The sequence below is a fragment of the Sideroxydans sp. genome (genome assembly GCF_054604835.1).
The window spans coordinates 198634-223478 of sequence record NZ_JBTSFG010000001.1 but is presented as its reverse complement, the minus strand read 5'-3'; the positions used below and the strand labels follow the sequence as shown (position 1 = coordinate 223478).

The 24845-nt window shown below is 58.5% G+C and carries 32 protein-coding genes, 1 tRNA gene and 1 pseudogene; 18 read left to right on the top strand and 16 right to left on the bottom strand.

Annotation, left to right across the window (positions count from 1 at the left end; all coding sequences use genetic code 11):
* Window positions 1-55: 55 nt before the first annotated feature.
* The 3 genes from ACYCZ5_RS01155 (at window position 56) to ACYCZ5_RS01145 (ending at window position 2925) form a co-directional block, all read left to right on the top strand.
* Window positions 56-451, top strand: coding sequence for a hypothetical protein (locus ACYCZ5_RS01155; RefSeq protein WP_461542924.1), 396 nt, complete (start codon window positions 56-58; stop codon window positions 449-451).
* Window positions 452-807: 356 nt separating this feature from the next.
* Entirely contained in the window at window positions 808-1749 is a 942-nt protein-coding gene (locus tag ACYCZ5_RS01150; protein WP_461542923.1) for a bestrophin family protein, read from the top strand.
* Window positions 1750-1872: 123 nt separating this feature from the next.
* The gene (locus ACYCZ5_RS01145) at window positions 1873-2925 is read left to right on the top strand and encodes a M29 family metallopeptidase (RefSeq protein ID WP_461542922.1); all 1053 of its coding nucleotides are present in this window, start codon (window positions 1873-1875) and stop codon (window positions 2923-2925) included.
* Window positions 2926-3207: 282 nt separating this feature from the next.
* Here ACYCZ5_RS01145 and ACYCZ5_RS01140 read toward each other — a convergent pair.
* Window positions 3208-4317, bottom strand: a pseudogene (locus ACYCZ5_RS01140) (PilT/PilU family type 4a pilus ATPase); the annotation flags it as partial.
* Window positions 4318-4457: 140 nt separating this feature from the next.
* Between ACYCZ5_RS01140 and ACYCZ5_RS01135 the strand changes: the two are divergent.
* On the top strand, window positions 4458-5051 hold the full coding sequence (locus ACYCZ5_RS01135) for a 2OG-Fe(II) oxygenase (RefSeq protein WP_461542921.1): 594 nt from the start codon (window positions 4458-4460) through the stop codon (window positions 5049-5051).
* 58 nt (window positions 5052-5109) lie between these two features.
* On the opposite strand, the gene ACYCZ5_RS01130 is transcribed toward ACYCZ5_RS01135, so the two are convergent.
* The 3 genes from ACYCZ5_RS01130 to ACYCZ5_RS01120 all read right to left on the bottom strand — a co-directional run bounded on the left by ACYCZ5_RS01130 (window position 5110) and on the right by ACYCZ5_RS01120 (window position 6481).
* A complete protein-coding gene (locus ACYCZ5_RS01130) occupies window positions 5110-5874 on the bottom strand; it encodes a GGDEF domain-containing protein (RefSeq protein ID WP_461542920.1) in 765 nt (254 codons plus the stop codon).
* Between the two features lie 86 nt (window positions 5875-5960).
* On the bottom strand, window positions 5961-6278 hold the full coding sequence (locus ACYCZ5_RS01125) for a DUF3301 domain-containing protein (RefSeq protein ID WP_461542919.1): 318 nt from the start codon (window positions 6276-6278) through the stop codon (window positions 5961-5963).
* A gap of 11 nt (window positions 6279-6289) precedes the next feature.
* Window positions 6290-6481 carry a DUF1653 domain-containing protein gene (locus ACYCZ5_RS01120; RefSeq protein ID WP_461542918.1) on the bottom strand — a complete coding sequence of 64 codons (192 nt, stop codon included), beginning with the start codon at window positions 6479-6481 and terminating at the stop codon, window positions 6290-6292.
* Window positions 6482-6581: 100 nt separating this feature from the next.
* On the opposite strand from ACYCZ5_RS01120, the gene ACYCZ5_RS01115 reads away from it, so the two are divergent.
* From ACYCZ5_RS01115 to ACYCZ5_RS01100, 4 genes are all read left to right on the top strand, one after another.
* A complete protein-coding gene (locus ACYCZ5_RS01115; protein WP_461542917.1) occupies window positions 6582-7874 on the top strand; it encodes an MFS transporter in 1293 nt (430 codons plus the stop codon).
* 61 nt (window positions 7875-7935) lie between these two features.
* The gene (locus ACYCZ5_RS01110; RefSeq protein ID WP_461542916.1) at window positions 7936-8622 is read left to right on the top strand and encodes a DUF2461 domain-containing protein; all 687 of its coding nucleotides are present in this window, start codon (window positions 7936-7938) and stop codon (window positions 8620-8622) included.
* Window positions 8623-8742: 120 nt separating this feature from the next.
* Window positions 8743-8973 carry a hypothetical protein gene (locus tag ACYCZ5_RS01105; protein WP_461542915.1) on the top strand — a complete coding sequence of 77 codons (231 nt, stop codon included), beginning with the start codon at window positions 8743-8745 and terminating at the stop codon, window positions 8971-8973.
* An 81-nt stretch (window positions 8974-9054) separates the two neighbouring features.
* On the top strand, window positions 9055-9858 hold the full coding sequence (locus tag ACYCZ5_RS01100) for a dienelactone hydrolase family protein (protein ID WP_461542914.1): 804 nt from the start codon (window positions 9055-9057) through the stop codon (window positions 9856-9858).
* Here the strand turns inward: ACYCZ5_RS01100 and ACYCZ5_RS01095 are convergent, their stop codons facing one another.
* On the bottom strand, window positions 9859-10425 hold the full coding sequence (locus ACYCZ5_RS01095) for a hypothetical protein (protein ID WP_461542913.1): 567 nt from the start codon (window positions 10423-10425) through the stop codon (window positions 9859-9861).
* 138 nt (window positions 10426-10563) lie between these two features.
* Between ACYCZ5_RS01095 and ACYCZ5_RS01090 the strand changes: the two genes are divergently transcribed.
* Window positions 10564-11478, top strand: coding sequence for a hypothetical protein (locus ACYCZ5_RS01090; protein ID WP_461542912.1), 915 nt, complete (start codon window positions 10564-10566; stop codon window positions 11476-11478).
* A gap of 15 nt (window positions 11479-11493) precedes the next feature.
* On the opposite strand, the gene ACYCZ5_RS01085 is transcribed toward ACYCZ5_RS01090, so the two are convergent.
* Window positions 11494-12009, bottom strand: a complete 516-nt coding sequence (locus ACYCZ5_RS01085) for a hypothetical protein (RefSeq protein ID WP_461542911.1) — start codon at window positions 12007-12009, stop codon at window positions 11494-11496.
* 181 nt (window positions 12010-12190) lie between these two features.
* On the opposite strand from ACYCZ5_RS01085, the gene ACYCZ5_RS01080 reads away from it, so the two are divergent.
* Entirely contained in the window at window positions 12191-12613 is a 423-nt protein-coding gene (locus ACYCZ5_RS01080; RefSeq protein WP_461542910.1) for a hypothetical protein, read from the top strand.
* 62 nt (window positions 12614-12675) lie between these two features.
* Here ACYCZ5_RS01080 and ACYCZ5_RS01075 read toward each other — a convergent pair whose 3' ends face one another.
* A complete protein-coding gene (locus tag ACYCZ5_RS01075; protein WP_461542909.1) occupies window positions 12676-13161 on the bottom strand; it encodes an FKBP-type peptidyl-prolyl cis-trans isomerase in 486 nt (161 codons plus the stop codon).
* Complete coding sequence (locus tag ACYCZ5_RS01070; RefSeq protein ID WP_461542908.1) at window positions 13158-13643, bottom strand: peroxiredoxin; 486 nt, start codon at window positions 13641-13643, stop codon at window positions 13158-13160. The genes ACYCZ5_RS01075 and ACYCZ5_RS01070 overlap by 4 nt, the downstream gene beginning before the upstream one ends.
* A gap of 103 nt (window positions 13644-13746) precedes the next feature.
* Between ACYCZ5_RS01070 and ACYCZ5_RS01065 the strand changes: the two genes are divergently transcribed.
* The 4 genes from ACYCZ5_RS01065 to ACYCZ5_RS01050 all read left to right on the top strand — a co-directional run bounded on the left by ACYCZ5_RS01065 (window position 13747) and on the right by ACYCZ5_RS01050 (window position 16226).
* Complete coding sequence (locus tag ACYCZ5_RS01065; RefSeq protein WP_461542907.1) at window positions 13747-14880, top strand: JmjC domain-containing protein; 1134 nt, start codon at window positions 13747-13749, stop codon at window positions 14878-14880.
* 2 nt (window positions 14881-14882) lie between these two features.
* Window positions 14883-15374: a DUF7931 domain-containing protein gene (locus ACYCZ5_RS01060; RefSeq protein WP_461542906.1), complete on the top strand. Its 492-nt coding sequence runs from the start codon at window positions 14883-14885 to the stop codon at window positions 15372-15374.
* Between the two features lie 82 nt (window positions 15375-15456).
* The gene (locus ACYCZ5_RS01055) at window positions 15457-15753 is read left to right on the top strand and encodes a hypothetical protein (protein ID WP_461542905.1); all 297 of its coding nucleotides are present in this window, start codon (window positions 15457-15459) and stop codon (window positions 15751-15753) included.
* Between the two features lie 287 nt (window positions 15754-16040).
* The gene (locus ACYCZ5_RS01050) at window positions 16041-16226 is read left to right on the top strand and encodes a hypothetical protein (RefSeq protein WP_461542904.1); all 186 of its coding nucleotides are present in this window, start codon (window positions 16041-16043) and stop codon (window positions 16224-16226) included.
* Between the two features lie 56 nt (window positions 16227-16282).
* Here the strand turns inward: ACYCZ5_RS01050 and ACYCZ5_RS01045 are convergent, their stop codons facing one another.
* The 3 genes from ACYCZ5_RS01045 to dapA are packed head-to-tail and all read right to left on the bottom strand — an operon-like array spanning window position 16283 to window position 18530.
* Window positions 16283-17047: an MBL fold metallo-hydrolase gene (locus ACYCZ5_RS01045; RefSeq protein ID WP_461542903.1), complete on the bottom strand. Its 765-nt coding sequence runs from the start codon at window positions 17045-17047 to the stop codon at window positions 16283-16285.
* Between the two features lie 9 nt (window positions 17048-17056).
* The gene (locus ACYCZ5_RS01040) at window positions 17057-17638 is read right to left on the bottom strand and encodes a hypothetical protein (RefSeq protein ID WP_461542902.1); all 582 of its coding nucleotides are present in this window, start codon (window positions 17636-17638) and stop codon (window positions 17057-17059) included.
* Between the two features lie 16 nt (window positions 17639-17654).
* Entirely contained in the window at window positions 17655-18530 is an 876-nt protein-coding gene (gene dapA, locus ACYCZ5_RS01035; RefSeq protein WP_461542901.1) for a 4-hydroxy-tetrahydrodipicolinate synthase, read from the bottom strand.
* A 94-nt stretch (window positions 18531-18624) separates the two neighbouring features.
* Here dapA and ACYCZ5_RS01030 point away from each other — a divergent pair, with 94 nt between their 5' ends.
* Window positions 18625-18870, top strand: coding sequence for a FeoA family protein (locus tag ACYCZ5_RS01030; RefSeq protein WP_461542900.1), 246 nt, complete (start codon window positions 18625-18627; stop codon window positions 18868-18870).
* Complete coding sequence (gene feoB / locus ACYCZ5_RS01025) at window positions 18867-20654, top strand: ferrous iron transport protein B (protein ID WP_461542899.1); 1788 nt, start codon at window positions 18867-18869, stop codon at window positions 20652-20654. The genes ACYCZ5_RS01030 and feoB overlap by 4 nt, the downstream gene beginning before the upstream one ends.
* A gap of 76 nt (window positions 20655-20730) precedes the next feature.
* On the opposite strand, the gene ACYCZ5_RS01020 is transcribed toward feoB, so the two are convergent.
* Together ACYCZ5_RS01020 and ACYCZ5_RS01015 are read right to left on the bottom strand one after the other, a co-directional pair.
* Window positions 20731-21300: a YfaZ family outer membrane protein gene (locus ACYCZ5_RS01020; RefSeq protein ID WP_461542898.1), complete on the bottom strand. Its 570-nt coding sequence runs from the start codon at window positions 21298-21300 to the stop codon at window positions 20731-20733.
* 23 nt (window positions 21301-21323) lie between these two features.
* Window positions 21324-21413: transfer RNA gene (locus ACYCZ5_RS01015), tRNA-Ser, on the bottom strand.
* 181 nt (window positions 21414-21594) lie between these two features.
* On the opposite strand from ACYCZ5_RS01015, the gene ACYCZ5_RS01010 reads away from it, so the two are divergent.
* On the top strand, window positions 21595-22281 hold the full coding sequence (locus ACYCZ5_RS01010; RefSeq protein ID WP_461542897.1) for a Bax inhibitor-1/YccA family protein: 687 nt from the start codon (window positions 21595-21597) through the stop codon (window positions 22279-22281).
* Between the two features lie 59 nt (window positions 22282-22340).
* Window positions 22341-22691, top strand: coding sequence for a HopJ type III effector protein (locus ACYCZ5_RS01005; protein WP_461542896.1), 351 nt, complete (start codon window positions 22341-22343; stop codon window positions 22689-22691).
* Here ACYCZ5_RS01005 and ACYCZ5_RS01000 read toward each other — a convergent pair whose 3' ends face one another.
* The 3 genes from ACYCZ5_RS01000 to ACYCZ5_RS00990 are packed head-to-tail and all read right to left on the bottom strand — an operon-like array spanning window position 22692 to window position 24845.
* Window positions 22692-23156 carry a rhodanese-like domain-containing protein gene (locus tag ACYCZ5_RS01000; RefSeq protein WP_461542895.1) on the bottom strand — a complete coding sequence of 155 codons (465 nt, stop codon included), beginning with the start codon at window positions 23154-23156 and terminating at the stop codon, window positions 22692-22694.
* Window positions 23153-24481, bottom strand: a complete 1329-nt coding sequence (rlmD, locus tag ACYCZ5_RS00995; RefSeq protein WP_461542894.1) for a 23S rRNA (uracil(1939)-C(5))-methyltransferase RlmD — start codon at window positions 24479-24481, stop codon at window positions 23153-23155. Before rlmD ends, ACYCZ5_RS01000 begins: the two co-directional genes overlap by 4 nt.
* The gene (locus ACYCZ5_RS00990) at window positions 24468-24845 is read right to left on the bottom strand and encodes a VanZ family protein (RefSeq protein WP_461542893.1); all 378 of its coding nucleotides are present in this window, start codon (window positions 24843-24845) and stop codon (window positions 24468-24470) included. Before ACYCZ5_RS00990 ends, rlmD begins: the two co-directional genes overlap by 14 nt.

Below are 24845 nucleotides of genomic sequence, written 5' to 3'. Positions count from 1 at the left end.
CGTCCGGCTAAGCGCATAGTGCTCCCCCGCTTGTCCATTCGGAAAGGAGCGCATCATGTTTAAACGACCCATCTCAATTTCTGTATTAGCCGGTGCTTTGGCAGTGTTGGCAGGGCCGCTGTTTGCAGCGGATCAGGTTCGTGACAAGACGCAGGATCAGACACAAGCACAGGATCAAGAGCGCATCTATGGCAGCCAGTTGATGACGCAGAAGGAACGTAGCGCGTATCGCGCCAAGATGCGGGCTGCCAAGACTGCCGAGGAGCGTGAACGCATCCGCAATGAGCATCATGAACAAATGAAGGTTCGCGCGAAAGAACGCGGCGTGACGCTGCCGGATATGCCGCCTGCAGGCGGTGGAATGATGGGGCCCGGCGGTATGCGTCCCGGTGGTGGCATGGGAGGTGGAATGGGGCCTGGCGGCGGGATGCGCCAAGGCGGGGGCAACTGATCATCTAAGCTGCACCCTAGCCTAGCCTCACAGGAGGGCGGTACTGCGACCAGCAGTACCGCCCTCCTGTTTTCAACCCTGACGAATCAGGCTCCAGCAATGCCGATGGATGATGTTGGCGCATATATTTTCTTGCGCAGTGAACTTATAAGATCGTCCCCACACTAAAGCGCGCTAGACCGTCAGGCCCCTGCCGGTGCAAATTCAGGCGCGCTACTCACTATGCTGACCGCAGTGCAGATTCACATGGATCGTTCAACGATGCATTGGTGCAATCACCCCCAAAGTCCATTTGATGAAAATGGGCTTTTTTTGTTTGAACTCGCTCCATTCACTTACCCACAGAAAGTCATCCCATGATCGTTCGCAGCAGGCCTTCCGGTTTACGGTTGTTCTTTATCTTTCGCGGTTCGGTGTTATCGCAGATATGGATAGTACTGACGGTCAACGTCATCCTGGCCACAGTGGTGACGATGACGCACGGTGACCTGTTCAGCCACAAGATCACGCTGACCGCGATCCCGTTCACCTTGATCGGTTTGCCGCTGGCCATCTTTCTCGGCTTTCGCAACAGTGCGGCTTATGAGCGCTATGTCGAGGGTCGCAAGCTGTGGGGCGATATCGTATTGCATAGCCGTAACTTCGCGCGCCAATGCCTGACGCTGATCGAACACAGCGAGCCGCTCAAGCCCGGTGCCGGTCTGAACGATGTGCGGGTGCGCATGATCTACCGCACCATCGCTTTCACGCATGCGTTGCGCCATCTGCTGCGCGGCACCGACACCCACGCCGAGACCAAGCCGCTGCTCACGCCCGATGAGTGGCAGCAAAGCAGCAAGGCGGTGAACGTGCCCGACCATCTGATGCACCAGATGGGCCGCGACCTGCGACTGTGTCTGGATGAGAAGCGACTGGACGGTTGTCTGGCGACTAACATCGATACGACTATGTCGGCGATCACGGCGGCAGCGGCTGCCTGCGAGCGCATCAAGAGCACGCCGATCCCGTTCTCCTATACCTTGCTGCTGCACCGCACGGCTTATCTTTATTGCTTCCTGTTGCCCTTCGGGCTGGTCGACACCATCGGCTTCATGACGCCATTCGTGGTGGGTATCGTGGCCTACACGTTCTTCGGGCTGGATGCGCTGGGTGACGAGATCGAGGAGCCGTTCGGCGACCTGCCCAACGATCTGGCGTTGGACTCGATCTGTCGCGGGGTCGAGATCAATCTGCGCGACACGCTGGGCGAGGAACACGGGCTGACACCGCTGCAGCCGAAGAATTATTGTTTGATGTAAGGCGACGGGGGACGCTAGGCATCTGTTTTAAGCGTCCCCCTGTCAGCCTTTGGAAAGGCCTGTAGTAACATGCGGCCATTCCCTATGCACTTTGCAGGACAGCTGACCCGCTGCCCTCCCCCGATGATGACGCATTCCCCCACTGCTCCGCCTTTCACGCACTTGCCAGATTCGGCGATCGATACCGCCCAGAAGCATGTGCACGATATTCTGACCATCGCTTTCGAGCATGACGCTTCACATGCCGCGCTGGTGGTTTGGGATGGGCAATGCGCGCTTTCGCTGGCGCTGGCCGAGGCCTATCAGCGCTGTCTGCCGGATGCAACTTTCATCGATTTCGATACGGCCGAACCTGAGACTGTGCTCGACGCCTTCAAACGACTCGCACCCGGTGATCTGGTGGTGCTGATCCAAACCAGCAGCTTCCGGCTGGATGCGTTCCGCTTGCGGGTGGAGTTGTTCAAACTCTCGCTCAAGGTGATCGAGCATCCGCATCTGGGCCGCATGCCCGGCGATGAGGCGCTGCTCTACATCGACTCGCTAGCTTATGACCCGGCTTATGTGCGCCGCGTGGGTCGCGGTTTGAAGGCCATCATCGACCGCGCTCCAACAGGGGTTATCGAGAGCGGTGGCGAGCAATTGCTGTTCGCCTCCGGCTTTGAACCCGCGAAGTTGAACATCGGCGATTACCGCGAGATGAGGAACGTCGGCGGCCAGTTCCCTATCGGTGAGGTGTTCACCGAATCGTTGGATCTGGAGGCGGTGAATGGCCGGGTGCGGATCTTCGTATTCGGCGATACGAAGTTCACCGTGAACAAACCCGAGCAGCCGATCACGCTGGTGGTCAGCCAAGGGCGCGTCACCGACACCATCGATTCCACACCGGAGTTCGACGAGGTGCTGGCGCAGATACGCGCAGTCGAGGGGGATATCTGGGTGCGCGAAGTGGGCTTCGGTCTGAACCGCACTTTCACACGCGATATTTTGGTCAGCGATATCGGCACTTACGAGCGCATGTGCGGTATCCATCTATCGCTGGGGGCGAAACACGCCAGCTACATCAAGCCCAATATCAAACGCGCGGATGCGCGATTCCACGTTGATGTCTTTGCCATCACTGAATCGGTCATGCTCGGTGACACAGAGGTGTATCGCGACGGAGCGTGGCAGGTCTGATTCGCGGCATCATCAGCACAAAAGCTTAAGGACGGGCTTCAGATATCCTTAGCCCACCCTCGGTGAACCTTAGTCGTCCAGCTTCAACTCCAACTTATCCAGCGAAATTGCCGGCTTCGACTTCTCAGCCTCGGCAGCTGCTTGTGCCTGCTTTTCCTGTTGTTGCTTAAGGAGCTTATCGGCTTCGAACTGACGCTTCTTCTCTTCCTGCGCGGCCAGTTCTTGCTTGCGTTCTTCTTCCAGTTCTTCTTCGCTCTTGTGTTCTTGCATCGAGAGCACGACGCTTGACGCGTCTCCCGGTTCGCCGCGCTGGCTCTTGAGCTTGATGTTCAGTCGCAGTTCGTTGGCGGAGTCGGCGTTGCGGATGGCTTCTTCATAGGAGATGTGGCCGTCGTTGTATAGCTCGAACAGCGACCAGTCGAAGGTGCGCATGCCCAGCTCGCGCGACTTTTCCATGATGCCTTTGATCTCATGGAACTCACCCTTGAAGATCTTATCGGCGATGGTGGGTGTGTTGAGCAGGATCTCGATGGCGGCCCTGCGTCCTTTGCCATCCGGTGTGCGCACGAGGCGCTGCGAGATGAGTGCGCGCATGTTCGCCGACAAGTCCATCAGCAACTGGTTTCGACGTTCTTCCGGGAAGAAGTTGATGATGCGATCGATGGTCTGGTTGGTACTGTTGGCGTGCAGTGTGCCGAGGCAGAGGTGGCCGGTCTCGGCGAATGCGATGGCGTGCTCCATGGTCTCGGCATCGCGGATCTCGCCGATGAGGATGACGTCCGGTGCTTGGCGCAGCGTGTTCTTCAGCGCGTGATGCCAACTATGCGTATCCACGCCGACTTCGCGGTGGGTGATGAGTGATTCTTTGGATTGGTGCACATATTCCACCGGGTCTTCGACAGTGATGATGTGCCCCTTGGAGGTGCGGTTGCGGTGGTCGATCATGGCGGCGAGCGAGGTGGATTTGCCGGAGCCTGTTCCGCCGACCACCAGCACGAGGCCGCGTTTGTTCATGATGACTTCTTTCAGCACTTCGGGCAGATTGAGCTTCTCGAAGTTGGGGATTTCGGCAGCGATGGTGCGGATGACCATGCCGACATGCTGCTGCTGCACGAATACGTTGACGCGAAAGCGCGACACACCGGGCACCGAAATGGCGAAGTTGCATTCCATCTCCTGATCGAACTCGGCGCGCTGTGTATCGTTCATCAGCGCGTAAGCCAGTTGGCGGGTGATCTTGCCGTTGAGTTTCTGCGAGGTCATCGGCTGCATCTCGCCGTGCGACTTCATGCTTGGCGGAAAGTCGTTGGCGATGAACAGGTCGGAACCTCCCGCCTTGCTCATGGCTGTGAGCAGCTTGATGATGTATTCGTATGCTTGCTGATCGGTCAGGCCTGTCGACATCTTTTTCCCCGTTACAGTTATCACTGCGAATTGATTTGAGGGCGCATTCTAGCAGCAGCTTGGTAGGCTTTGGACTGCCGGAAAATCTACTGCCCGCCCCCATTCTTCAGTGCTAGACTGCGCGCCCCATGGACATCGACCTCATCGCAAAAGAGCTGGAACAGACCGGCTATATCGTGCTGGCAAACGCGCTGGCGGATGAGCTATTGCATGGACTGCAAAGGCGCTGCGAGGACGATGGTTCGGAGCGTTTCCAGCCTGCACATGTGGGGCGCGGTGCAGCCAAGAAACAGATCGAGTCGCTACGCGGCGACGCCATCAGCTGGATAGAAGCGAACGCCCCCGTCGACTGTGCTTTTCTGGAACAGATGGAAACGCTGCGACGGGAATTGAATGCCCGGCTATTTCTGGGTATGTTCGACTATGAAAGCCACTACGCCATCTACAACAGTGGCTATGGCTACGCGAAACATTCCGATGTGTTGCAAGGCAAGAAGAACCGCATCCTGACCACGGTGCTGTACCTGAACGAGGATTGGCAACCCGAGTATGGCGGCGAACTGGTCGTCTACGATCCAAGCGGTGAGACACCCATCCTCAAAGTTCAGCCGACATTCGGCACGATGATCATCTTCCTCAGTGAATCATTCCCGCACGAAGTACTCATCTCGAACAAGACACGACGCAGCATCGCTGGTTGGTTCCGCGTCAGCGGCAGTTGAATCGTTTTCAATATCGCCAATCAGCCAGACTTGCTCCGACTTTAGTTCGGTTATTCATTCAAGCTGGCATTGAAACACCCAAGTTCGCCTCGAAGGCCACCACACGATCTTTGCCCGTGCGCTTCGCATGATTGAGCGCTTTGTCTGCATCCGCTAGCAATATGTGTATCTGTTTCTGTTCGTAGCTTGAGATATGTACCAAACCGGCACTGGCAGTGAAGTTGAGCTTCCCAGCGGGTGTTTCGATCTGTTGCAGTCGTATCTCCGCCAGCAGCCTTTCGAGCAGCTGGTGGGCATCTTTCGCGCCTGCCCCATGGACCAGTAGCGCGAACTCCTCGCCCCCCACCCGTCCGACCAAGTCACTTTTTCTAATGATGCCGCGGATGATCCTGGAGAATTCCATGATCACCTGATCACCGACAGCATGACCGTATGTGTCGTTGATGGACTTGAAATTATCCAAGTCGATATAGGCGAGCGACATCTCCACATTGTTTTGATTCGCCATGCCTATGACTTGTTCGGCATTCGAAAAAAAAGCCCGCCGATTCATGATGCCGGTGAGCTCGTCGAGCATGGCGAGCTTGCGCATTTCATGTTCGAGGGAATCGATCTTCATGAAAGCTTTGAACAGCGGCGTCAGCATAATCGGCGCACTGAACAGCGGAGCAAAGATCGATATCAGCAGGGAATTGTCGGTAAACGGGACACCTCGGAGTTTCATCAGGGTGTAGGTCATACTGACCGACAGAACGATTGCCAGCGCTGTGGCAAATATAACGCTCAATACCAAACCCAGACGAATAACTTGATCACGAAACATGGCGGTATCCTATGCAAAATTACTGCTTTCGTTTGTCTTCCATTCTCCAAACCAATTTCAGAGCAATATGAACGCAATGACTCAGTTCATTCCAATATCTGATATGGCTCCATGGTAACCGATTCGATCCGCTCCCCCAGCATGACCACTTCCCCTTCCCGTCTGGTGTTGCCCGTCTCAGTGAATTCGAAACGATAAGTGCGGCGCAAGGTGCGGCGTCCGTTGCTGTTGCGTGCCAGTTGCAGCTTGGTGCTGGCGACGGTGTCGTCGAGGAACTGCACGCCGGTCTGTTTGCAGATCAGCCGACCCGCTTCGCGCGCGATCTCCAGGATGCGGATGCTGTGCAGCCAGAACCAGACCACCAAGCCCAGTACAGCAAGTACCAATAAACTCGCGAAGTCCATGAAGTCTCCGTTCAGTTCAGGGGGGCGAAGCGCGGCACGCTCTGCCCTTCGTGCTGCACTGACTCAAAGAAGATATCTTTGGGACGTGCCCAGATCAGACCGTTATCCGATTTGTAAATCATCAGCGTGACATTCGGGTCGGCTTCCAGCTTCGCCTCGCATACGATCTCGTAGATGCCGCCTTTGTAGTGTCTGTATCTCATCTTGCTTATCCATGTGAACCCGTTCAGCGCGAATCTTATACTGTCTGCCCGCCCTAGCAGTTAACATCCGCTTCATTCCGTCATAACTTTTATTACATTCATGCGCCATAACCTTGCCGCCGATGTGAACCGCCGCGAAGCCTGGGCCTGGGCGATGTATGACTTCGCCAACTCGGGTTACACCACCATCGTTATCACGGCGATCTTCAATGCTTACTTCGTATCGGTAGTAGCTAGTGGCGCACCGTGGGCGACGCTGGTGTGGACGCTGTCGCTAGCGCTCTCCTACGCATTGATCATGCTGACTGCGCCCTTACTGGGTGCGTATGCGGATGCTTATGCGGCGAAGAAGCGTTTGCTGCTCATCACCACCGCAGGCTGCGTGCTGTTCACTGCCGCGCTCTACTTCGCCGGGCCGGGCATGCTGTGGCTGGCGATCCCGTTGATCGTGTTGTCAAATTTCTTCTACGGCACTGGCGAGAACCTGATCGCGGCCTTTCTGCCGGAACTGGCGCGCGAGGGTTCGCTGGGCAAGGTATCGGGCTGGGGCTGGAGTCTGGGCTATGTGGGCGGCCTGCTCAGTCTGGGTATCTGTCTCGCTTATGTGAGCTGGGCGCAGGCGCGCGGCGACACGGCGGCGGATTTCGTGCCGGTGACCATGCTGATCACGGCGGCGCTATTCGCGCTGGCCAGCCTGCCCACCTTCCTCATCCTGAAAGAACGCGCCCAGCCGCAGCCGCATCTGCTTGGCAAGAACATGCTGCAGGAATCGTTCGCGCGCCTGCTGCAGACCATCCACCATGCGCGGCATTACCGCGACCTGCGCCGCTTCCTGATCTGTACGGTGTTCTATCAGGCGGGCATCCAGACCGTGATCACGCTGGCCGCGATCTACGCCCAGCAGGCGATGCACTTCACCATGCAGCAGACGCTGGGGCTGATCTTCGTGGTCAACATCACGGCCGCCATCGGTGCGTTCAGTTTCGGCTATCTACAGGATCGCGTCGGCCATGTGCCGGCCATCGCCTTGACGCTGGTCGGCTGGATCGGGATGGTGTTGATGGCATGGGCATCCGAAGGACCTGGGCTGTTCTGGGCGGCGGCGAATCTGGCGGGGTTGTGCATGGGTGCCAGTCAGTCTGCCGGGCGGGCGCTGATAGGCTCGTTCTCGCCCGTTGAGCGTCGGGCCGAGTTCTTCGGTCTGTGGGGGCTGGCGATGAAGCTGGCCGCCATCCTCGGCCCGGTGACCTACGGCATGGTGAGCTGGCTGACTGCGGGCGACCACCGCACGGCCATCCTCTTCACCGGCGCGTTCTTTGTGGCGGGGCTGCTGATCTTGCGCGGTGTGGATGCCGCGCGCGGACAGCGGGCGGCGCTACAGGAACAAACCTGATCGCGACTCGAAATGGAATTGTTCTAGAATCACTGCACTCATTCCTCCGCAGGTGAATGCCATGTCAGACCGCTACTTCAGCAAACAGACTTTCGCTTTCCTCTCCGCCCTGGAGCAGAACAACAACCGCGAGTGGTTCGAGAAACATCAACAGGAATACGAAGATCTGGTGCGCACGCCCGCGCTGGATCTCATCAGCGATATGTCGGACGAGATGCCGGCGATCTCGCGCCACTTTCTGGCGCAGCCGAAGAAGGTGGGCGGCTCCTTGATGCGCGTGTATCGCGACACGCGTTTCAGCCGCGACAAGACGCCCTACAAGACCAACATCGGCATCCAGTTCCGGCATGAGCTGGGCAAGGACATCCACGCGCCGGGCTATTACCTGCACATCTCGCCGGGCGAGTGTTTCGTGGGCGTGGGCCTGTGGCATCCGGATGCGGATGCTTTGCTCAAGATACGCGAGGCCATCGTGAAAAAACCGGAGGCATGGCTGGCGGCGCGCGACGATGCGGCTTTCAGCAAACAATACGAACTGGTCGGCGATGCGCTGGCCAACGCGCCGCGCGGTTTCGCCAAGGATCACCCGCAGGTGTCAGACCTCAAGCGCAAGGATTTCATCGCGCTCGCGAACCTGACTGAAGCCACTGTCACGTCGGCCAAACTGCGCCCGCTGGTGGTCGAGCATTACCGGCAGGCCGCCCCTTTGATGCGCTTCCTGTGCCAGGCGCTGGAACTGCGCTTCTGATCCGAACAACCCTGTTGCGTGTAGCCATTTTTATCGGCTGGGCAAAGGCGTAGCATGGTTCGTACTCGCGGAGATCAAGCCCGCGACTCTCGTTCTTCAATTACCGTGAAGGAGATGACCATGCATACAGCAGACATGTTGATCTACGTGCATCCCGAACTGGAATCGCAGATGAGGATGGATCTGGAGAGGAAGATCATGGGGCGCATCGGCGTGGATTGCGCCGAGTTCGAGCACAAGCCGCATCCGCATTCCTTGCTGGTGAGATATGACCCCGAAGAAGTGGAAGGTATCGAGTTATTGCATATGGTACGCAAAGTCGATCCCGCCGCTTCGATGGTCGGGATGTGACCTCCCTGTACAACAGATAGAATCCTGAAGCCCGCCTGTGCGGGCTTCCTGTTTTCTGCCCACACAACGATGGAGGCCCTTATGAAACGATTGTTGATTTCCCTCGCCCTGCTCTGCCTGACCGTGCCTGCCTTGGCGGCTGTCGAAGGTGAAGAGGTCACCTACTCTGCCAATGGCACCACACTGAAAGGCTGGCTGGCTTACGAAGGACATGCGATGGGCAAACGCCCGGCGGTGCTGGTGGTACATGAATGGTGGGGACACAATGCCTATGCGCGCAAGCGGGCGAACATGCTGGCCGAGCTTGGTTATGTGGCACTGGCCGTGGATATGTACGGTGACGGCAAGCAGGCGATGCACCCTTCCGATGCCGGGAAGTTCTCCGGCGAGGTGTCAAAGAACCGTCCCCTGACAAAAGCCCGTTTCGAGGCGGCGATGAAAGTGCTGCGCGATGATCCGCGCGTGGACAGCAGCAAGCTGGCCGCCATCGGTTATTGCTTCGGCGGCTCGGTGGTGCTGAACATGGCGCGCGAGGGCGAGCCTTTGCTGGGCGTGGCGAGTTTCCACGGCGGGCTGGCGACCGATACCCCCGCACAGAAAGGCAAAGTCAAAGCCAGGATACGTTCCTTCACCGGCGCGGATGACAAGATGATCCCGCCCGCGCAAGTGCAAGCGTTCGAGCAGGAGATGAAAGCGGCAGGTGTGGACTACAAGGCGGTGGTGTACCCCGGCGCAATGCACAGCTTCACCAACCCGGATGCGGATGCCTACGGCAAGCAGTTCAACCTGCCGCTGGCCTATGACGCGGCAGCGGACAAGGATTCATGGCTGCAGCTGCAAAGATTCCTGGCTGAGGTGCTGCAGCAGGGTGCAACCGTCCGTTGATCAATCGGTCGCCTTCACTGGTGTGGTGGCATCAATGGGCGCCTGAAACACTTCAGGCGCGACTGCGGCAGGTGCGAGCGGCTTGGCCGTCACAGCTACAGGCGCAGCAGCTGGTTTCGCCACCACAGGTGCAGACGCCCCGGACACGACAACCGGGGAACGAAGCAACGGTTTAGCCGCTACAGGGGCGGAGGATGCTTGCGGCAGCGGCACCGGCACCGGCTTCGCGGTGGCGATGGGTGGCGCGACTTGGGGTTTGTTCTGGGGCGCGACACGCACCGGCACCTGCGGCAGTGGCTTGGCGATCTCAACGACAGGCTTGGGCGGTGCGATATAGACGATCTCTGGCTGGCGCGAGGCATCGCTGACCAGCCACACCGCACCGACCAGCAGACTCATGAATAGCAACGTCCAGCGCAATGCACCGCGCACCTCGTCCTTCTGGCGATAGACACGCACCTTGGCATTGCCGAATATCGAATACTCCACCTCCGCATCGCCGATGTCGGTCCACACATGCGCTTTCGGCTGCGTTTCATCCACCAGCGGCTGATCGAATCTTGCCATGTCGTACTGCATGTTTCTCCCCTCGGATCGGTACCGCGCGGGCAGATAATATCAAGCAATAATCCATAATGGTCGGCAACGTGATCTGCACACTTCGATTTAAGATGACAACCTGTACAACATGACCGAGGACGCGGAATGAAACTGCGCATACTGATTCTGGGATACGGCGAGATGGGCCATGCCATGGAGTTTCTGCTGGCGGATCGCCATGATGTGCGCATCTGGAACATGGGCGAAGTGGTGAAAGGCAGCCATGCCACGCTGGAAGAGGAAGTGGCCGAGGCGCAGGTGGTGCTGTTCTGCCTGCCGGTGAATCCGCATTGGGAGATCGCACAACGCATCGCCCCTTTCCTCAGCGCGGATAGTGTCTGCCTCACCATCGCCAAGGGACTGGACGAATCCGGCCGCACGGCGGCACAGGTGTTCGACCAAGTGTTCGACGGGCGGCACCACTTCGGCGTGATCTACGGCCCGATGATCTCGGAAGAACTGCGCGCGGGGAAACTGGGCTTCGCCGATGCCGTGCTGTCGGATACGGCGGATTTCGAGGTGATGCGCAGTCTGTTCCGTGGCAGCGGTCTGGTTTGCCAGCAGGCGAGCGACCTGCACGGGCGCAGCTGGTCGGTGATCCTGAAGAACGTGTACGCCATCCTGTTCGGCATGGCGGATGAACTGAAGCTGGGTGACAACATGCGCGGCCATCTGGTGGCGGCGTCCATCGCGGAGTTGAGCGGCATCGTGCAGGCTTTCGGTGGCCAGGCACATACGCCTTACAGCTACGCCGGACTGGGCGATCTGATCACGACGGCGACCAGCGAGGATTCACATCACCATTCACTGGGGCGCAAACTGGTACGCGGCGAGTGGGACGATATATCCGGAGAAGGTGTGCACACCTTGCACATGGTGGAGAAGTTCGGGGTGTTCGATTGGCAGGCTTATCCGCTGTTCGCCTTGTCACATGACATCGTGACAGCACCGCAGCACCTGCGCGAACGGCTGGAGGAGTATCTTTTGTTCCTGCGCGGTACAGAGAGCTGCCCGATCTGACGCGGGCAGCGGAAGTTACGGCTTACCGACCAGCTTGGCGGCTTCCGCGATGCTGATGATCTTGCTCAGCACACCGCTCAGATCCTGCATTCTGCTCTTCAGGTCGGCCAGTTCCTTGTCTTTGGCTTCCAGCATGCGGCTCTGGTCCGGCATGTTGGCCAGCTTGGCTTGCTCCTGTTTGAGCTGAGCCTGCAGTTCCTTGCACTTGCTCTCGGCCTCGACCGCCTTCTTCATCTCTGCTTCAAGTTGCGCATCCTTGCGTGCCAGTTCATTCGCGCTGGAAGCACTGATCTGCTGCAGACCGGATTCCAGTTCGTTCACACGCTTGTTGACTTCGGCGGTCTTGGCCTGTTCCAGCTTCAGCGCTTCGCGCAGTTGCACGATGGTCTTGAGCTGTTCCAGCGATTTCTTGCGCTCATCATCAAGCTGCGCTTCACGCGCGGCGAGTTCGATGTCCTGCTCTTTTTGCCTGGAAGCAGGCTGTCCCGATGCGGGGTCGGTGTAGGCGCGAATCTTGACGGTCTTATCCATGATGTCGTTTCCGTTATCTCGGGTGGTCGGCGGCGGTGCGCCGAAACAGTTGTCTGTGGGCGATTCTAACAACAAAATCGCCTGACTATCAGCCAGATACGACGCGACCTCCCCTTCGGGTGATTGCCAGCAAGCTCTGCAGCCGTCACCATGTCAGCCTTCCCACCCCTGACCGACCAGCATGATCGAATATATCTTCTTCTCCACCGAGCTGCGTGACCGCTTCGTCGCCTTTGTGCAACAGCATGGCCTGAACAGCGAGAGCAGCGACGACCCGCTCGGTCTGGTGGTCGCCATCCCCGAGGACATCCCGGAAGCACTTTCGGATGAGATCGAGACTTTTTACGAGTCGCTGGAGGATGAGCAGGAGGATATGAGCGCGGCAGACGGCGATCTGCACAGGCTGGCCGGCTTCGGCTTCAAACTGCCCAACGGCGAGGCGCGTCTGCTACCGATAGAGCCGGACATGGCGAACCGTCTCATGGCGCACTTCACGCTGGAAGAGATCCAGACGCTGCTCAACGATGTGGCCCGCTACACGCTGGAACCGGCGGACGATCACTTGTGCCACATCCTGGCGGAAAGAAAAGCCGAACAAGGCTGAGCCGCTGATCTCCGGACAACAAAAAAGCCCGCAAGCGGGCTTTTTTGTTCAGCTACTCCGGTTTAGTGGTGATGACCGCCGTCGCCGTGCACGTGGCCGTGCTCAAGCTCTTCTGCCGTCGCAGCGCGCACGCCGGTGACGGTGCCGGAGAAGGTCAGTGTCTTGCCGGCCAGCGGATGGTTACCGTCGACGGTCACTTCCTTGTCGGTGACTTCGGTCACGGTGTACAGCATGAAGTCTTCGTCATCGTCGCCTTCCGCGCCGCCCTCGAATTGCATACCAACCTCGACTTCTGCCGGGAACATGTCGCGCGGCTCGACGCGCACCAAGTCGTGTTCGTATTCGCCGAAGGCTTCATCGGGCGTCATACTGACGGTGAACTTCTCGCCCACATCCTTGCCGTGCAGCGCTTCTTCGACGGCGGGGAAGATGCCGTCGAAACCGCCGTGCAGGTAGCTGATAGGCTCGTTGGCTTGCTCGATCAATGCGCCGCTGGCGTCATTCAATGCGTAGGTCAGTGTGACGACAGCGTTCTTTTCGATCTTCATTTCATTTCCTTTATCAGTGTAAGTATCTCTTGTGCATGCCCGTGGGCCTGAACTGCATAGAGGGCGTGACGCAACGTACCGGTCTTGTCGATGACAAAAGTGGAGCGTCGGATGGAGAGTTTTTTGTGACCATCCACTTCCTTCTCGTACATGACACCGTATTTCCTGCAGATGCGTGCCTCGGGATCGGATAACAGCAGAACCGAGAGCCCATATTTGTCGCGGAAGCATGCATGACTGATGCAATCATCGCGACTGACCCCAACGACGATGGTATCCAGCTTTGCGAACGCTTCCTCAAGATCGCTGAATTCGTTCGCTTCCATCGTGCAACCCGGCGTGTCGTCTCTGGGATAGAAATACAGAACGACGTTGTTCTTGCCTTGTTGCGCGACCAGTTTGAACGTCTCCATGTCGGCATCCGGCAACTCGAAGTGCGGCGCCTCCATTCCAGCTTGTAGTGGTACAGCTTGTGTGGGCATAACGTCCTCCTGCCCGCATTCTATCGAAATTCTCGCGCGGTGCCCTCCGGAATTTTATTTTTCCCGCACTTTTCAATGCATGCGGCAGGGCTATAATCTCCGCATGAAAAACACTCTGCTCGGCGGACTGACTCCGCAAAGATTCCTGCGCGACTACTGGCAAAAGAAACCGCTGCTGATCCGTCAGGCGGTGCCCGGCTTCAAGGGCCTGCTCGACCCCAAGCAACTGATGGCGTTGGCTTGCGACGAAGATGCGCAGGCGCGTTTGGTCACGTACCAGCGCGGCGAATTCGATCTGCGTCACTCGCCATTCGTCGCGAAGGATTTCACCGGACTGACGAAGAAAGGGCAATGGTCGGTGCTGGTGCAAGGCGTGAACCATTTTCTGCCCGAGGCCGGCGAGTTGCTGAATCGTTTCGACTTCATCCCGCATGCGCGACTGGACGATCTGATGGTGAGCTACGCACCCAAAGGTGGCGGCGTCGGTCCGCACTTCGACGCGTATGACGTGTTCCTGCTGCAAGGCCACGGACATCGCCGCTGGCAGATCTCCACCCAGGCCGACCAGACCCTGATCGAAGGCGCTCCGCTGCGCATCCTGAAAAATTTCAGGGTGGAACAGGAGTGGGTACTGGAACCTGGCGACATGCTCTACCTGCCGCCGCACTGCGCGCACAACGGCATCGCGGAAGACGACTGCATGACGTATTCCATCGGTTTCCGCACGCCCTGGTATCAGGAGCTCGCGGAGCAGTTCCTCGTCTACCTGCAAGACCGCATCGATATCAAAGGTACATACGCCGACCCGGACCTGAAGTTGCAAAAACATCCTTCCGAGCTCGGGCCGGCGATGTTGAAGCAGGTCGGCAGCGCGATCCGCAAGATCCGTTGGGATGATGAGGATATCGCCAATTTCCTCGGCAGCTATCTGTCCGAACCCAAGCCGCATATCTTCTTCGATGGCCCGGCCCGACCGCTGTCCGCTATACGCTTTGCCGACGCAGTGCGAAAGAACGGTGTGGCGCTGGATCTGAAGACATTGATGTTGTGTCAGGATCGCACGGTGTTCGTCAACGGAGAGGCCTACCCGGTGCGCAAGAACGACTATCGCGTGCTGCGTGAATTGGCCGATGCACGAAGACTCGCCGCCGACACGGCCTTGACGGATGAAGCGCAGGAATTGTTGTACGAATGGTATCTGGATGGATACCTGGCCCCCGCAACCCGGAGACGCTGACCATGAACGATGAGACCTTGCAGCACACCACTTTCGACGGCATAGCCGATTACATCGCGGCGCTGGACACGGTATGCAGTTCTGCACAGCACTCGCTGAATATCTTCGAAAAGGATTTCTCGGACATCGGTTTCAATTCCGAAGCGCGCTACGATGCGCTGCGCCATTACCTGCTGCTCAGCAGCAACAACCGCCTGCAACTGCTGGCGCACGATACACAACATCTGATCCGTTTCTGTCCGCGCATGATGATGCTGTTGCGCGAGTTCAGCCACAGCATGTCGATCTACCAGACCCCGCCGCACATGCTCGGCGTGACCGAGCCGTTCGCCGTCGCCGATGGCCACCATTTCGTGCGCCGCTATCACTTCGACGATACGCGCGGACTGTTGGCGAAGAACGATCCGGAGGGCGCGCACGAATTGAATTCACGCTTCCAGGAGATGTGGCTGGCATCCCATTCCGGGGCGACGCCAACCCGGCTGGGACTTTGATATTTCGCATGCTTTGCTAGAATCACGCTGCAGCATTCCGTCACTTCATATCTTGTACACATCGAACCATAGGAAACCGCAAATGAAATTCTCCACTCTGATCGCCGCTTTGCTCGCCCTCTCCCTGACCGCCTGCGGCGAACAAGCCAGTGAATCTCTGGACGCTGCCAAGAAAGCTGCAGTGGAGGCTGCCGACAAGGCCACGGATGCGGCAAAGGAAGCCGCCAAGGATGTAGGGGATGCGGCCAAGAACGCAGCCGAGGACGCCGCTCAAGCCGCTGCCGACAAAGCCAAGGAAGTTGCTAACGATGCCACCGCCGCCGCCAAGGATGTTGCCAAGAAGGCCGTCAACGAGGCTGCCGACGCGGTAAACAAGTAAGCTTTTCGCCTTACCGGTGAGTCGGGCAAGCCCGATTCGCCGCCCTCACCCGCCCTTTCAGAAATTGCCAGACAATCACAGAAATTGCACGCTTTTGACAGCGGCCTGAAGAAGTGCTTTCCACCTGAAATAAAAGGGATTTTTCGCCACAACATCCCGCTTGTATTTCCCTTTGGAAGCGCTAGAATGCGCCGCCTTTTCTTTGGGAAGGTTGCAGAAAAGGCAGCTCAATACAAACCTTCACTTAAAGTCTAGTAGTACCTATCTATACGATTGGAAAATTGAAAATGAAACGCTCCGCATTGATCGCAGCTCTGTTGGCTCTGTCTTTGTCTGCTTGTGGTGAGAAGTCTGCCGAAACTGCTGCTCCTGTTGCCGCTGCTCCAGCAACCGAAGTTGCAGCACCTGTCGCAGCTTCCGCAACCGAAGCAGCTGCACCGGCTACAGAAGCTCCGCAATCTGCTGCCAAGTAACACCCGTACGACAAAAAAGCCGGCGCAAGCCGGCTTTTTCTATTTCTCGCACCGCATCAATCGATAGTTATCCAGTCCAACCCTTCGGACTGCGACGCGATCGTGATCTCATCCTGATTGCAAGACAGCACCTCACTCAGTGCCTGCGCGGCCAATTCAGGCTGGTTGTTCTGCTTGCTCAGGTGCGCAGCCACGATGTATTTCAGGAGACTGATATCCATGCTCGCCAGCAGACCTGCCGCCTGACGGTTGCTCAGGTGACCGACACGTCCGCCGACGCGCTGTTTGAGCGAGGGCGGATAACGCCCGGTACGCAACATCTCTTCGTCATGATTGCATTCCAGCACCAGTGCGTGACAACCCGCCAGTGATGCCTCGATGTGCGGCGTGATATGCCCAGTATCGGTCAGCACGCCCAAGCGGCGCGTGCCGTCGCTGAACACATATTGCACAGGCTCGCGGGCGTCGTGCGGCACCAGAAAAGGCTGCACCTCGATGTCGCCGATGGCGATACGGTGATGGGGATTGAGTTCGGCGACCGCGATGTCCGCGAACGCAGCCTGCTGCGTCAGCAAGGTGCCGTGGGTCATCCACACCGGGAGTTTGAACTTGCGCGCCAGCCGCGCCACACCGCCGATATGGTCGCTGTGTTCGTGGGTGACGAGGATGCCGTTGATCTGTTCGGCCTGCAGGCCGAGACGCGCCAGACGTGACACGGTCTCATTGACGGAGAAACCGCAATCCAGCATCAGGGTGGTGTTACCGGCTTGCACTAGCAGCGAGTTGCCCTCGCTGCCGCTGCCGAGGAACGCGAAACGCATCACTGCGCTTTATTTCTCCAGTCGCTGGAACAACAGGTCGAGGATGCGAGTCGCTTCTGCCTGTGCCACTGCATCCGCAGCAACCGTCACAACACTGACGCCCTTCGTCTCTTGCACCAGCACGCGCAGTTCAGACGGCTGTTTTTCAGTGCCCTTCAGGTAGAACACGCCCTTGCTGCGATTCACATCACCAGCGGCAAGCTGGGCACGCTCCAGTGCCAGACTGACCTTGCGCCAGGCGCGGTCGAACGGCTCGGACAACAGCACGAAGCGTTGACCTTCCACCGTCATCAGGCGTGCCGGTGCAGCCTCTGCCACCGCAACAGCCGCCGGTACGGGTTCTGCACAAGGTTGCCCGGCAGCCTGCACATCACGCGAATAATCGGAGTAGCTGGCCACCTGCGTGCCGTCGGCAGCAGGGATAGCATAGCGCTGGCTGCTACCCGGCAGTGTCAGATCGGGCGGCACTTCCAGTGCGGGAGCGGGCGTTCCGCCGTTCTTGTAGTCCACCGGCTTGCGCTCTGGCATGAGACCGCACCCGGCCAGCAGGGTGAGGACGAGGACGGCTGTGATCGCATTGCTTGTTTTCATAGTGATTCCAGTGAGTTCAAATGACGCCGGCCTGACGCATCGCCTCTTCCACCGCAGGTTGGGCGGCAGCTGTGAGCGGTGTGAGCGGCAAACGCAGTACGTTGTTCATCTTGCCCATGCGCGCGACCGCCCATTTCACCGGGATCGGGTTCGCTTCGATGAACAGTTTCTGGTGCAGACCGAGCAGGCGGAAGTTGATCGCGCGCGCCGTGGCGACATCGCCCTTGAGCGCAGCCGCACACATCTCGTGCATCAACTTCGGCGCGACGTTGGCCGTCACCGAGATGGTGCCGTGCGCGCCGAGCAGCATCAGCGCCAGCGTGCTGGCATCGTCACCGCTATAAACGGCGAAGTCTTTCGGGGCGCGCTTCAACAGGTCGCTGCCACGCTCAATGCCGCCGGTCGCATCCTTGATACCGATGATGTTGGGGATCTGCGCCAGACGCAGCACGGTGTCGTTGCTCATGTCCGCACCGGTACGCCCAGGCACGTTGTACAGGATGTGCGGCATGTCCACCGCTTCAGCGATGGCCTTGAAGTGCAGGTACAGACCTTCCTGGGTCGGCTTGTTGTAGTAAGGCACCACCGTCAGCGATGCATCCGCGCCGACCTTCTTGGAGAAGGTGGCCAGCTCGATGGCTTCCTTGGTGGAGTTCGCGCCGGTACCCGCAATGATGGGCACGCGCTTGTTGGCATGCTTCACCGCCTCGGCGATGAGCAATTCATGCTCTTCCAGGTCGACAGTGGGGGATTCACCGGTGGTGCCGACCACCACGATGGCGTCGGTGCCTTCGGCGATATGGAAATCGATCAACGCGCGGAATGCCTCAAGGTCGAGGCTGCCATCCGCATGCATCGGCGTGACGATCGCTACGAGACTGCCAGTAATCATGATCTTATCGATACGTTTTGGAAGCGCGCATTCTACCTTAATCACGCAGGCTTACGCGACAGGAGCGCAACGGCTGTGGAATAATGCATAGACCATGTCAGCCTCCACTTTAGCCACCCTGCAACAAGGCGATCTCGCCACCATCGTTGCCATCCACGCCGATCAGGCCTTGCATCAGCGCCTGCTCGCGTTGGGCTTCCGCAAGGGCAAACAGATCGAACTGGTGCGCCAGGCCGTCTTCTCCGGCCCGTTGCAGGTACGGCTGGGCACCACCGATGTCGTCTTGCGCCGCAACGAGGCCAGCAAGATAGAAGTTTGCAAAGGAGCCGGCTGCGCATGAAACGCATCGCATTGTTGGGCATGCCCAACACCGGCAAGTCCACCCTGTTCAACCGCATGACCGGCGGCGCGGCGCGTGTCGGCAACTGGCCTGGCATCACGGTCGAGCTGCTGTCCGGCAAGATCCTGCTGGGCGGCGACATGGTGGAGATCATCGACCTGCCCGGCATCTATGACCTGCACGGTTTCTCGGACGACGAGCAGGTGGTGCGCCACTTCCTGCACGACAACGTGCCCGACCTGGCACTGGTGATCCTCAACGCCACGCAGATCGAACGCCAGATGAGCCTGTTACTGCAGTTGAAACAGCTCAACATGAACGTTGTGGTGCTACTCAACATGTCGGACGAGGCGCGCAAATACGGCATCACCATCGACAGCGGCAAGATGTCAGAGATGCTGGGCTTGCCTATCTATCTGCTCAGCGGTAAATACGGTGCCGGTTATCAGGATGCGTTGCAGGCCGTCACCAAAGCCCTGCGCTACCCGACTCCCGGCATGGCCGAGCAGTTGCGCTCGCAACTGGAGCAGGACGAGCACATCGAATCCGAGATGGCGCGCGTGTTGAAACATGCGGTGCAGGTGCCGGTGCAGATGCCCGAACATCTCACCGACAAGCTCGACCGCGTGATGCTGCACCCCTGGCTCGGCCTGCCTATCTTCTTCGGCATCATGTATCTGCTGTTCCAGGGCATCTTCTTGCTCGGCCAACCGCTGCAGGGCGGTGTCGCCGAAGCACTGAGCTGGCTGCGCGTCACGGCGCTGGAAGCGGCTGTGGCCGGCGCGCCGTCGTGGTTATCCGGCTTGCTGCTGGATGGCATCTACAACGGCGTGGCGACGGTCGCGGCTTTCGTGCCCATCATCGTGCTGTTCTTCCTGTTCATGGCCATGGTGGAAGACAGCGGCTATCTGTCGCGTGCCGCGTTCCTGATGGATGCACTGATGGCCAAGATGGGACTGGACGGTCGCGGCTTCGTGATGTTGCTGATGGGTTTCGGTTGCAACGTGCCCGCGCTGATGGGGACACGCGTGATGCGCTCCCGCAGCATGCGCCTGCTGACCATGCTGGTGATCCCGTTCTCGCTGTGCTCGGCGCGACTGCAGGTGTTCGTGTTCATCACGGCCGCGCTGTTCTCGCCGCAGCATGCCCCGCTGGTGTTGTTCAGCCTGTACCTATTCAGCTTCGCCGCCGCCATCCTCACGGCGCTGCTGTTCCGTAACAAGTTCCAGAGCAGCGAACCGTTCGTGCTGGAATTGCCGCCGTATCGCTTCCCAACCTTGCGCCAGATGCTGTTGCGCGGCTGGATCGAAGTGCGCCATTTCCTCAGTCGCGCCACGCAGTTCATCATCGCCGGCGTGGTGCTGGTCTGGCTGCTCACCAATCTGCCGGCCTCCGCTGCAGCGGGCGGCCCGGACACGCTGGCCGGCATGATAGGCAGCGCGCTGCATCCGATCTTTGCACCCATCGGCATCAACGAACAACTGACCATCGCACTGATCTTCGGCTTCGTCGCCAAGGAAATCGTGATCGGTTCGCTGGCGGTGATCTATGGCATGAGCGGTGATGCGCTGAGCGGCGCGCTGGGCCAGCAGCTGGACTGGGTACAGGCCTACAGCTTCATGCTGTTCACGCTGGTCTACACACCCTGCCTGTCCACCATCGCCACCCTACGCACCGAGGCCAAGGACATGAGATATACCCTGTTCACGCTGGCTTGGTCGCTGGCGCTGGCCTGGGCCATCAGTTTCGTGTTCTACCAGTCGGCACGGGCACTCGGCTATTGAAGCGATTCATCATGTACCAAAGCAAAACGCCCCGGCTTGACCGGGGCGTTTCGTTTGCAGCTTGGCACCGATGTGATCAGAAGGAAAGACGCACACCGATGTGACCACCATTATCCACGCGACCTTCGGGGAAACCGTTCTTCATGATGAACTTGCTGGAGCGGTAGCCGATGTAAGCCTGGGTCAGCGGAGACATGGCGAACTCGAAACGCGCCATGCCCTGTGTGAAATGATCCACATCGCCGAAGCTGATGATGCGCGGTGCATAGTTGTATTCACCCACCAGGGCGAAACGACGGTCGTTAGGCAATTCGAAACGCACCTGCGCCCCCAGCGCCACGCCGGAGACCAGCTTACGCGACGAAGCCACCTTGCTCAGGGAAGCTGCCACGACCTTGGCGCCAACGCCCAGCGACAGACCGGACACGCTGCCTTCTTCGTTCAACACCAGCAGACCGGCATCGACCATGATGTCGTTCAGATCGTTGTAAGCCACTGAGGCGAACAGATCGGACTTGCCGGCGATACCGCTAGGAACCGTGTACTTGAACTGAGCGGTGCTGTTGCTCAGATTGATATCCAGCGTATCCGCAAAGGCCGTCGAACCGACCATGATCAGTGCAGCAGCAACGAAACGACGCAACATATTGAGCTCCTTTATTGGGAAATTGGCGGAAGCGGTGAGATTCGAACTCACGAACGACTCGCATCGTTGCCGGTTTTCAAGACCGGTGCCTTCAACCGCTCGGCCACGCTTCCTTATTCTTCAAACACTTGCAGCAAACGGCCTGTAACCACACGCAAGCAGCGCCGCGCATGATACCCGAAATCATCAGGCCTTCCAAAAACCGGCTTTCATCTGCGGTTGCAACTTTTTCGCAGCTTGCGTAGTCTCACGCTCGCCGTGCGCAAAGTCGCACTTTATTTGAACGGAGCAGAAATGAACTTCCAGACCCAAACCGCACCTATCGGAACACTACCCGTCGAACGGAACAAGGTCCTGCGCAACACCTACATGATGCTGTCGCTGACCATGATCCCGACCGTGATCGGCGCTTTCATCGGCACCTCGCTGAACCTGTCGTTCATGGCTGCCAGCCCCATCATCTCCTCGCTGGTGATGTTCGGCGTGATGCTGGGCATGCTGTTCGCGGTGTCCGCGCTGCGCAACAGCGTATGGGGCATCGCCGCCCTGCTCGGTTTCACTTTCATCGCAGGCGTATTCCTCGGCCCCATCCTGCAAGTCGCCCTGCATCTGAAGAACGGCGCGCAGCTGATCGGCATGGCAGCAGGCGGCACCGGCATCATCTTTTTCTCGCTGGCCACCATCGCCACCGTGACCAAGAAGGATTTCAGCTTCATGGGCAAGTTCCTGTTCATCGGACTGATTTTGCTGATCGTCGCTTCGCTGGCCAACCTGTTCTTCCAGATCCCCGCGCTGTCGCTGACCATCTCCGCCATCGCGGTGCTGATCTTCTCCGCCTACATCCTGTATGACGTGAGCCAAATCGTGAACGGCGGCGAGACCAACTATGTGATGGCGACGCTGGGCCTGTATCTGAGCATCTACAACTTGTTCATCAACCTGTTGCAACTGCTGATGGCATTCACAGGCGAACGCGAATAAGCATTCCACACACACAACAAGGCGGCCTCGCGGCCGCCTTTTGTTTTCACGGAGACAAGATGGAACTGAACGAATTTCTGAAAAAACTGGACGAGACACCGGACAGCGTCTGCTTCAACGACACGATAGCGGTGATCGACGCGCATTACGATTTCACCCCTACCGCCTTCAGCAACGGCGCGGCACGCAACGAGGCGGGACAGAACAACGGCTCGTGCAAACTCTTTTCTTTCGCGATGCTGAACGGGCTGTCACCGCAACAGACGTTGGCTTGCTTCGGCGACTATTACCGCAAGGATGTGCTCGGTAATCCAGAGGGAGCGGATCATGCCAACATCCGCAATTTCATGAAGACAGGCTGGGAAGGTATCTCGTTCGAGGGCGATGCATTAGCGCAGAAAAGCGCCTGATCACTTGGGTCTGCGTTGTTCCGGCTTCACGCGCGATGCGAGCAACTCATCGCCCGCGTCAGCATCCACCACATTGCCGTTGGCGTTTTCCATCGGCAACTCGGCATCGTTCCAGCCGCGTATGCCGAGCTTGAGCGAGACGACATTGATAAAACCCATCTGCTGCATCACATCCGCAGCCAGCACCGACCGTTTTCCCGAGCGGCAGATCACCACGATCTCGCGCTCGCGTCCCGCAACCAGTTCCGGCACGGTCTCGTCGTAATCCCATTCGCAGGACTGCTCCAGTATGCCGCGCGGCACATTGATCGAACCGGGGATGCGCAAGGCGTCGAATTCAGCAGGTTCACGAATATCAAGCAACAAAGGCACATCGCCCGACTGGTAGCGCCGCCCAAAGTCCCATGGCGTGACTTCCCTCACGCGCGCAAGCGCTTCTTCAACCAGTTCGTCATAGCGTTTCATGCCTGACCGCCTGCAATCTTCTCGAATATCGCGATGGACTCCACATGCGCCGTCTGCGGGAACATATTCATCACGCCTGCCGCTTTCAGCGTGTAGCCCTTCTCATGCACCAGCACTTCCGCGTCGCGCGCCAGTGTGGCCGGGTTGCAGCTCACGTAGACGATGCGCTGCGGTGCGGTCTCAGGTGTGATGGCCTTGATCAATTCGATGGCACCGTCGCGCGGCGGATCGACCAACCATTTGTCGAAATGTCCTAGCTTCTTCAATCTCTCTTCGTCCATCTCGAAAAGGTTCATGTCCATGAAGCGCGTGTTGGCGCTCAGACAGTTATGTTCGGCGCCCTGCATAGCGCGCTTCACCAGCGCCGTACTGCCTTCGATGCCCAGCACCTGCGCGCCGCTGCGCGCGATGGGCAAAGTGAAGTTGCCCAGTCCGCAGAAAAAGTCGGCGATGTTCTCGTGCGCTTGCGGATCGAGCAGACGCAGGGCGCGGTGCACCATCACTCTATTGAGCTGGTGGTTGACCTGAGTGAACTCGGTCGGCGCGAACGGCATCTCGACATCGAATTCCGGCAGGCTGTAGGTGAGCGGCGGTGCCTGCAAAGGATGGAAAGGCACTACGGTCTCCGGTCCTTTGGTTTGCAGCCAGAACTGGATGTCGTGCGCATCGGCAAAAGCACGCAAGGCGGCTTCGTCCGCAGGTGACATCGCCTCCATGATGCGAAGCACCAGCACATCGACGTTGTCGCCGCAGGCGATCTCGATCTGCGGCACACGCTCGCGGATGGATAGTCCATCGATCAGCTCCGACAACAAAGGGATCAGCGCGGAGATCTTGGGCGGCAGTATCTCGCAGCGCGACAGGTCCGCGATGAAGCTGCTGCGTTTCTCGTGGAATCCGATCAGCGTGCGCCCCTTCTTCAGCACATGGCGCACGCCGATGCGCGCACGCTGGCGATAGCCCCAGTAGATGCCGTGGATGGGCGACAGGATATTTTCCGGCGCGACCTTGCCGATACGCGCCAGATTCTCTTCCAGGATGCGTTGCTTCACCGCGACCTGCGCACCGGAATCCATATGCTGCATGGCGCAGCCGCCGCACATGCCAAAGTGGATGCACTTGGGCTGCACGCGCATGTAGGAATGATTGGTCACACTAGTCGCCTGTGCCATCTCAAAACTGGGTTTCCTGCGATACGAGGCGTATGTCGCCCGCTCGCCCGGCAGTGCGCCTTCGATGAAGATCACCTTGCCCTCATGATGCGCGATGCCGCGCCCTTCCTGATCGATGGATTCGATCACCACTGCCTGTTCAATGTTTGCCATTTCGTTCCAACAATAAAATCGCGCGCCCCATGCGGGTGTGCGCCAAACCCCATCCCATCAACACGCCGCCGGTATTTGCCAGCATGTCTGCATATTCAAAATATCGGTAACCACCCATGCCCTGCAATATCTCGATGCCGACACCCAGCGCCACCAGACCGACCAGCACTCCGATGCGCGATGCGCGTGTCACATACACCTGACAGAACCACAGCATCAGCCCGACATAGGCCAGCAGATGCTCAAGTTTGTCGACACCCTCGAAGGAGACCGGCTGCGGTGGGTGCGGCATCAGCGACAGATAGCACACCAGCAAGATCCACAGCCAGCCAAAACCCAGCCAGACCTTGTGCAAGCCGGACAT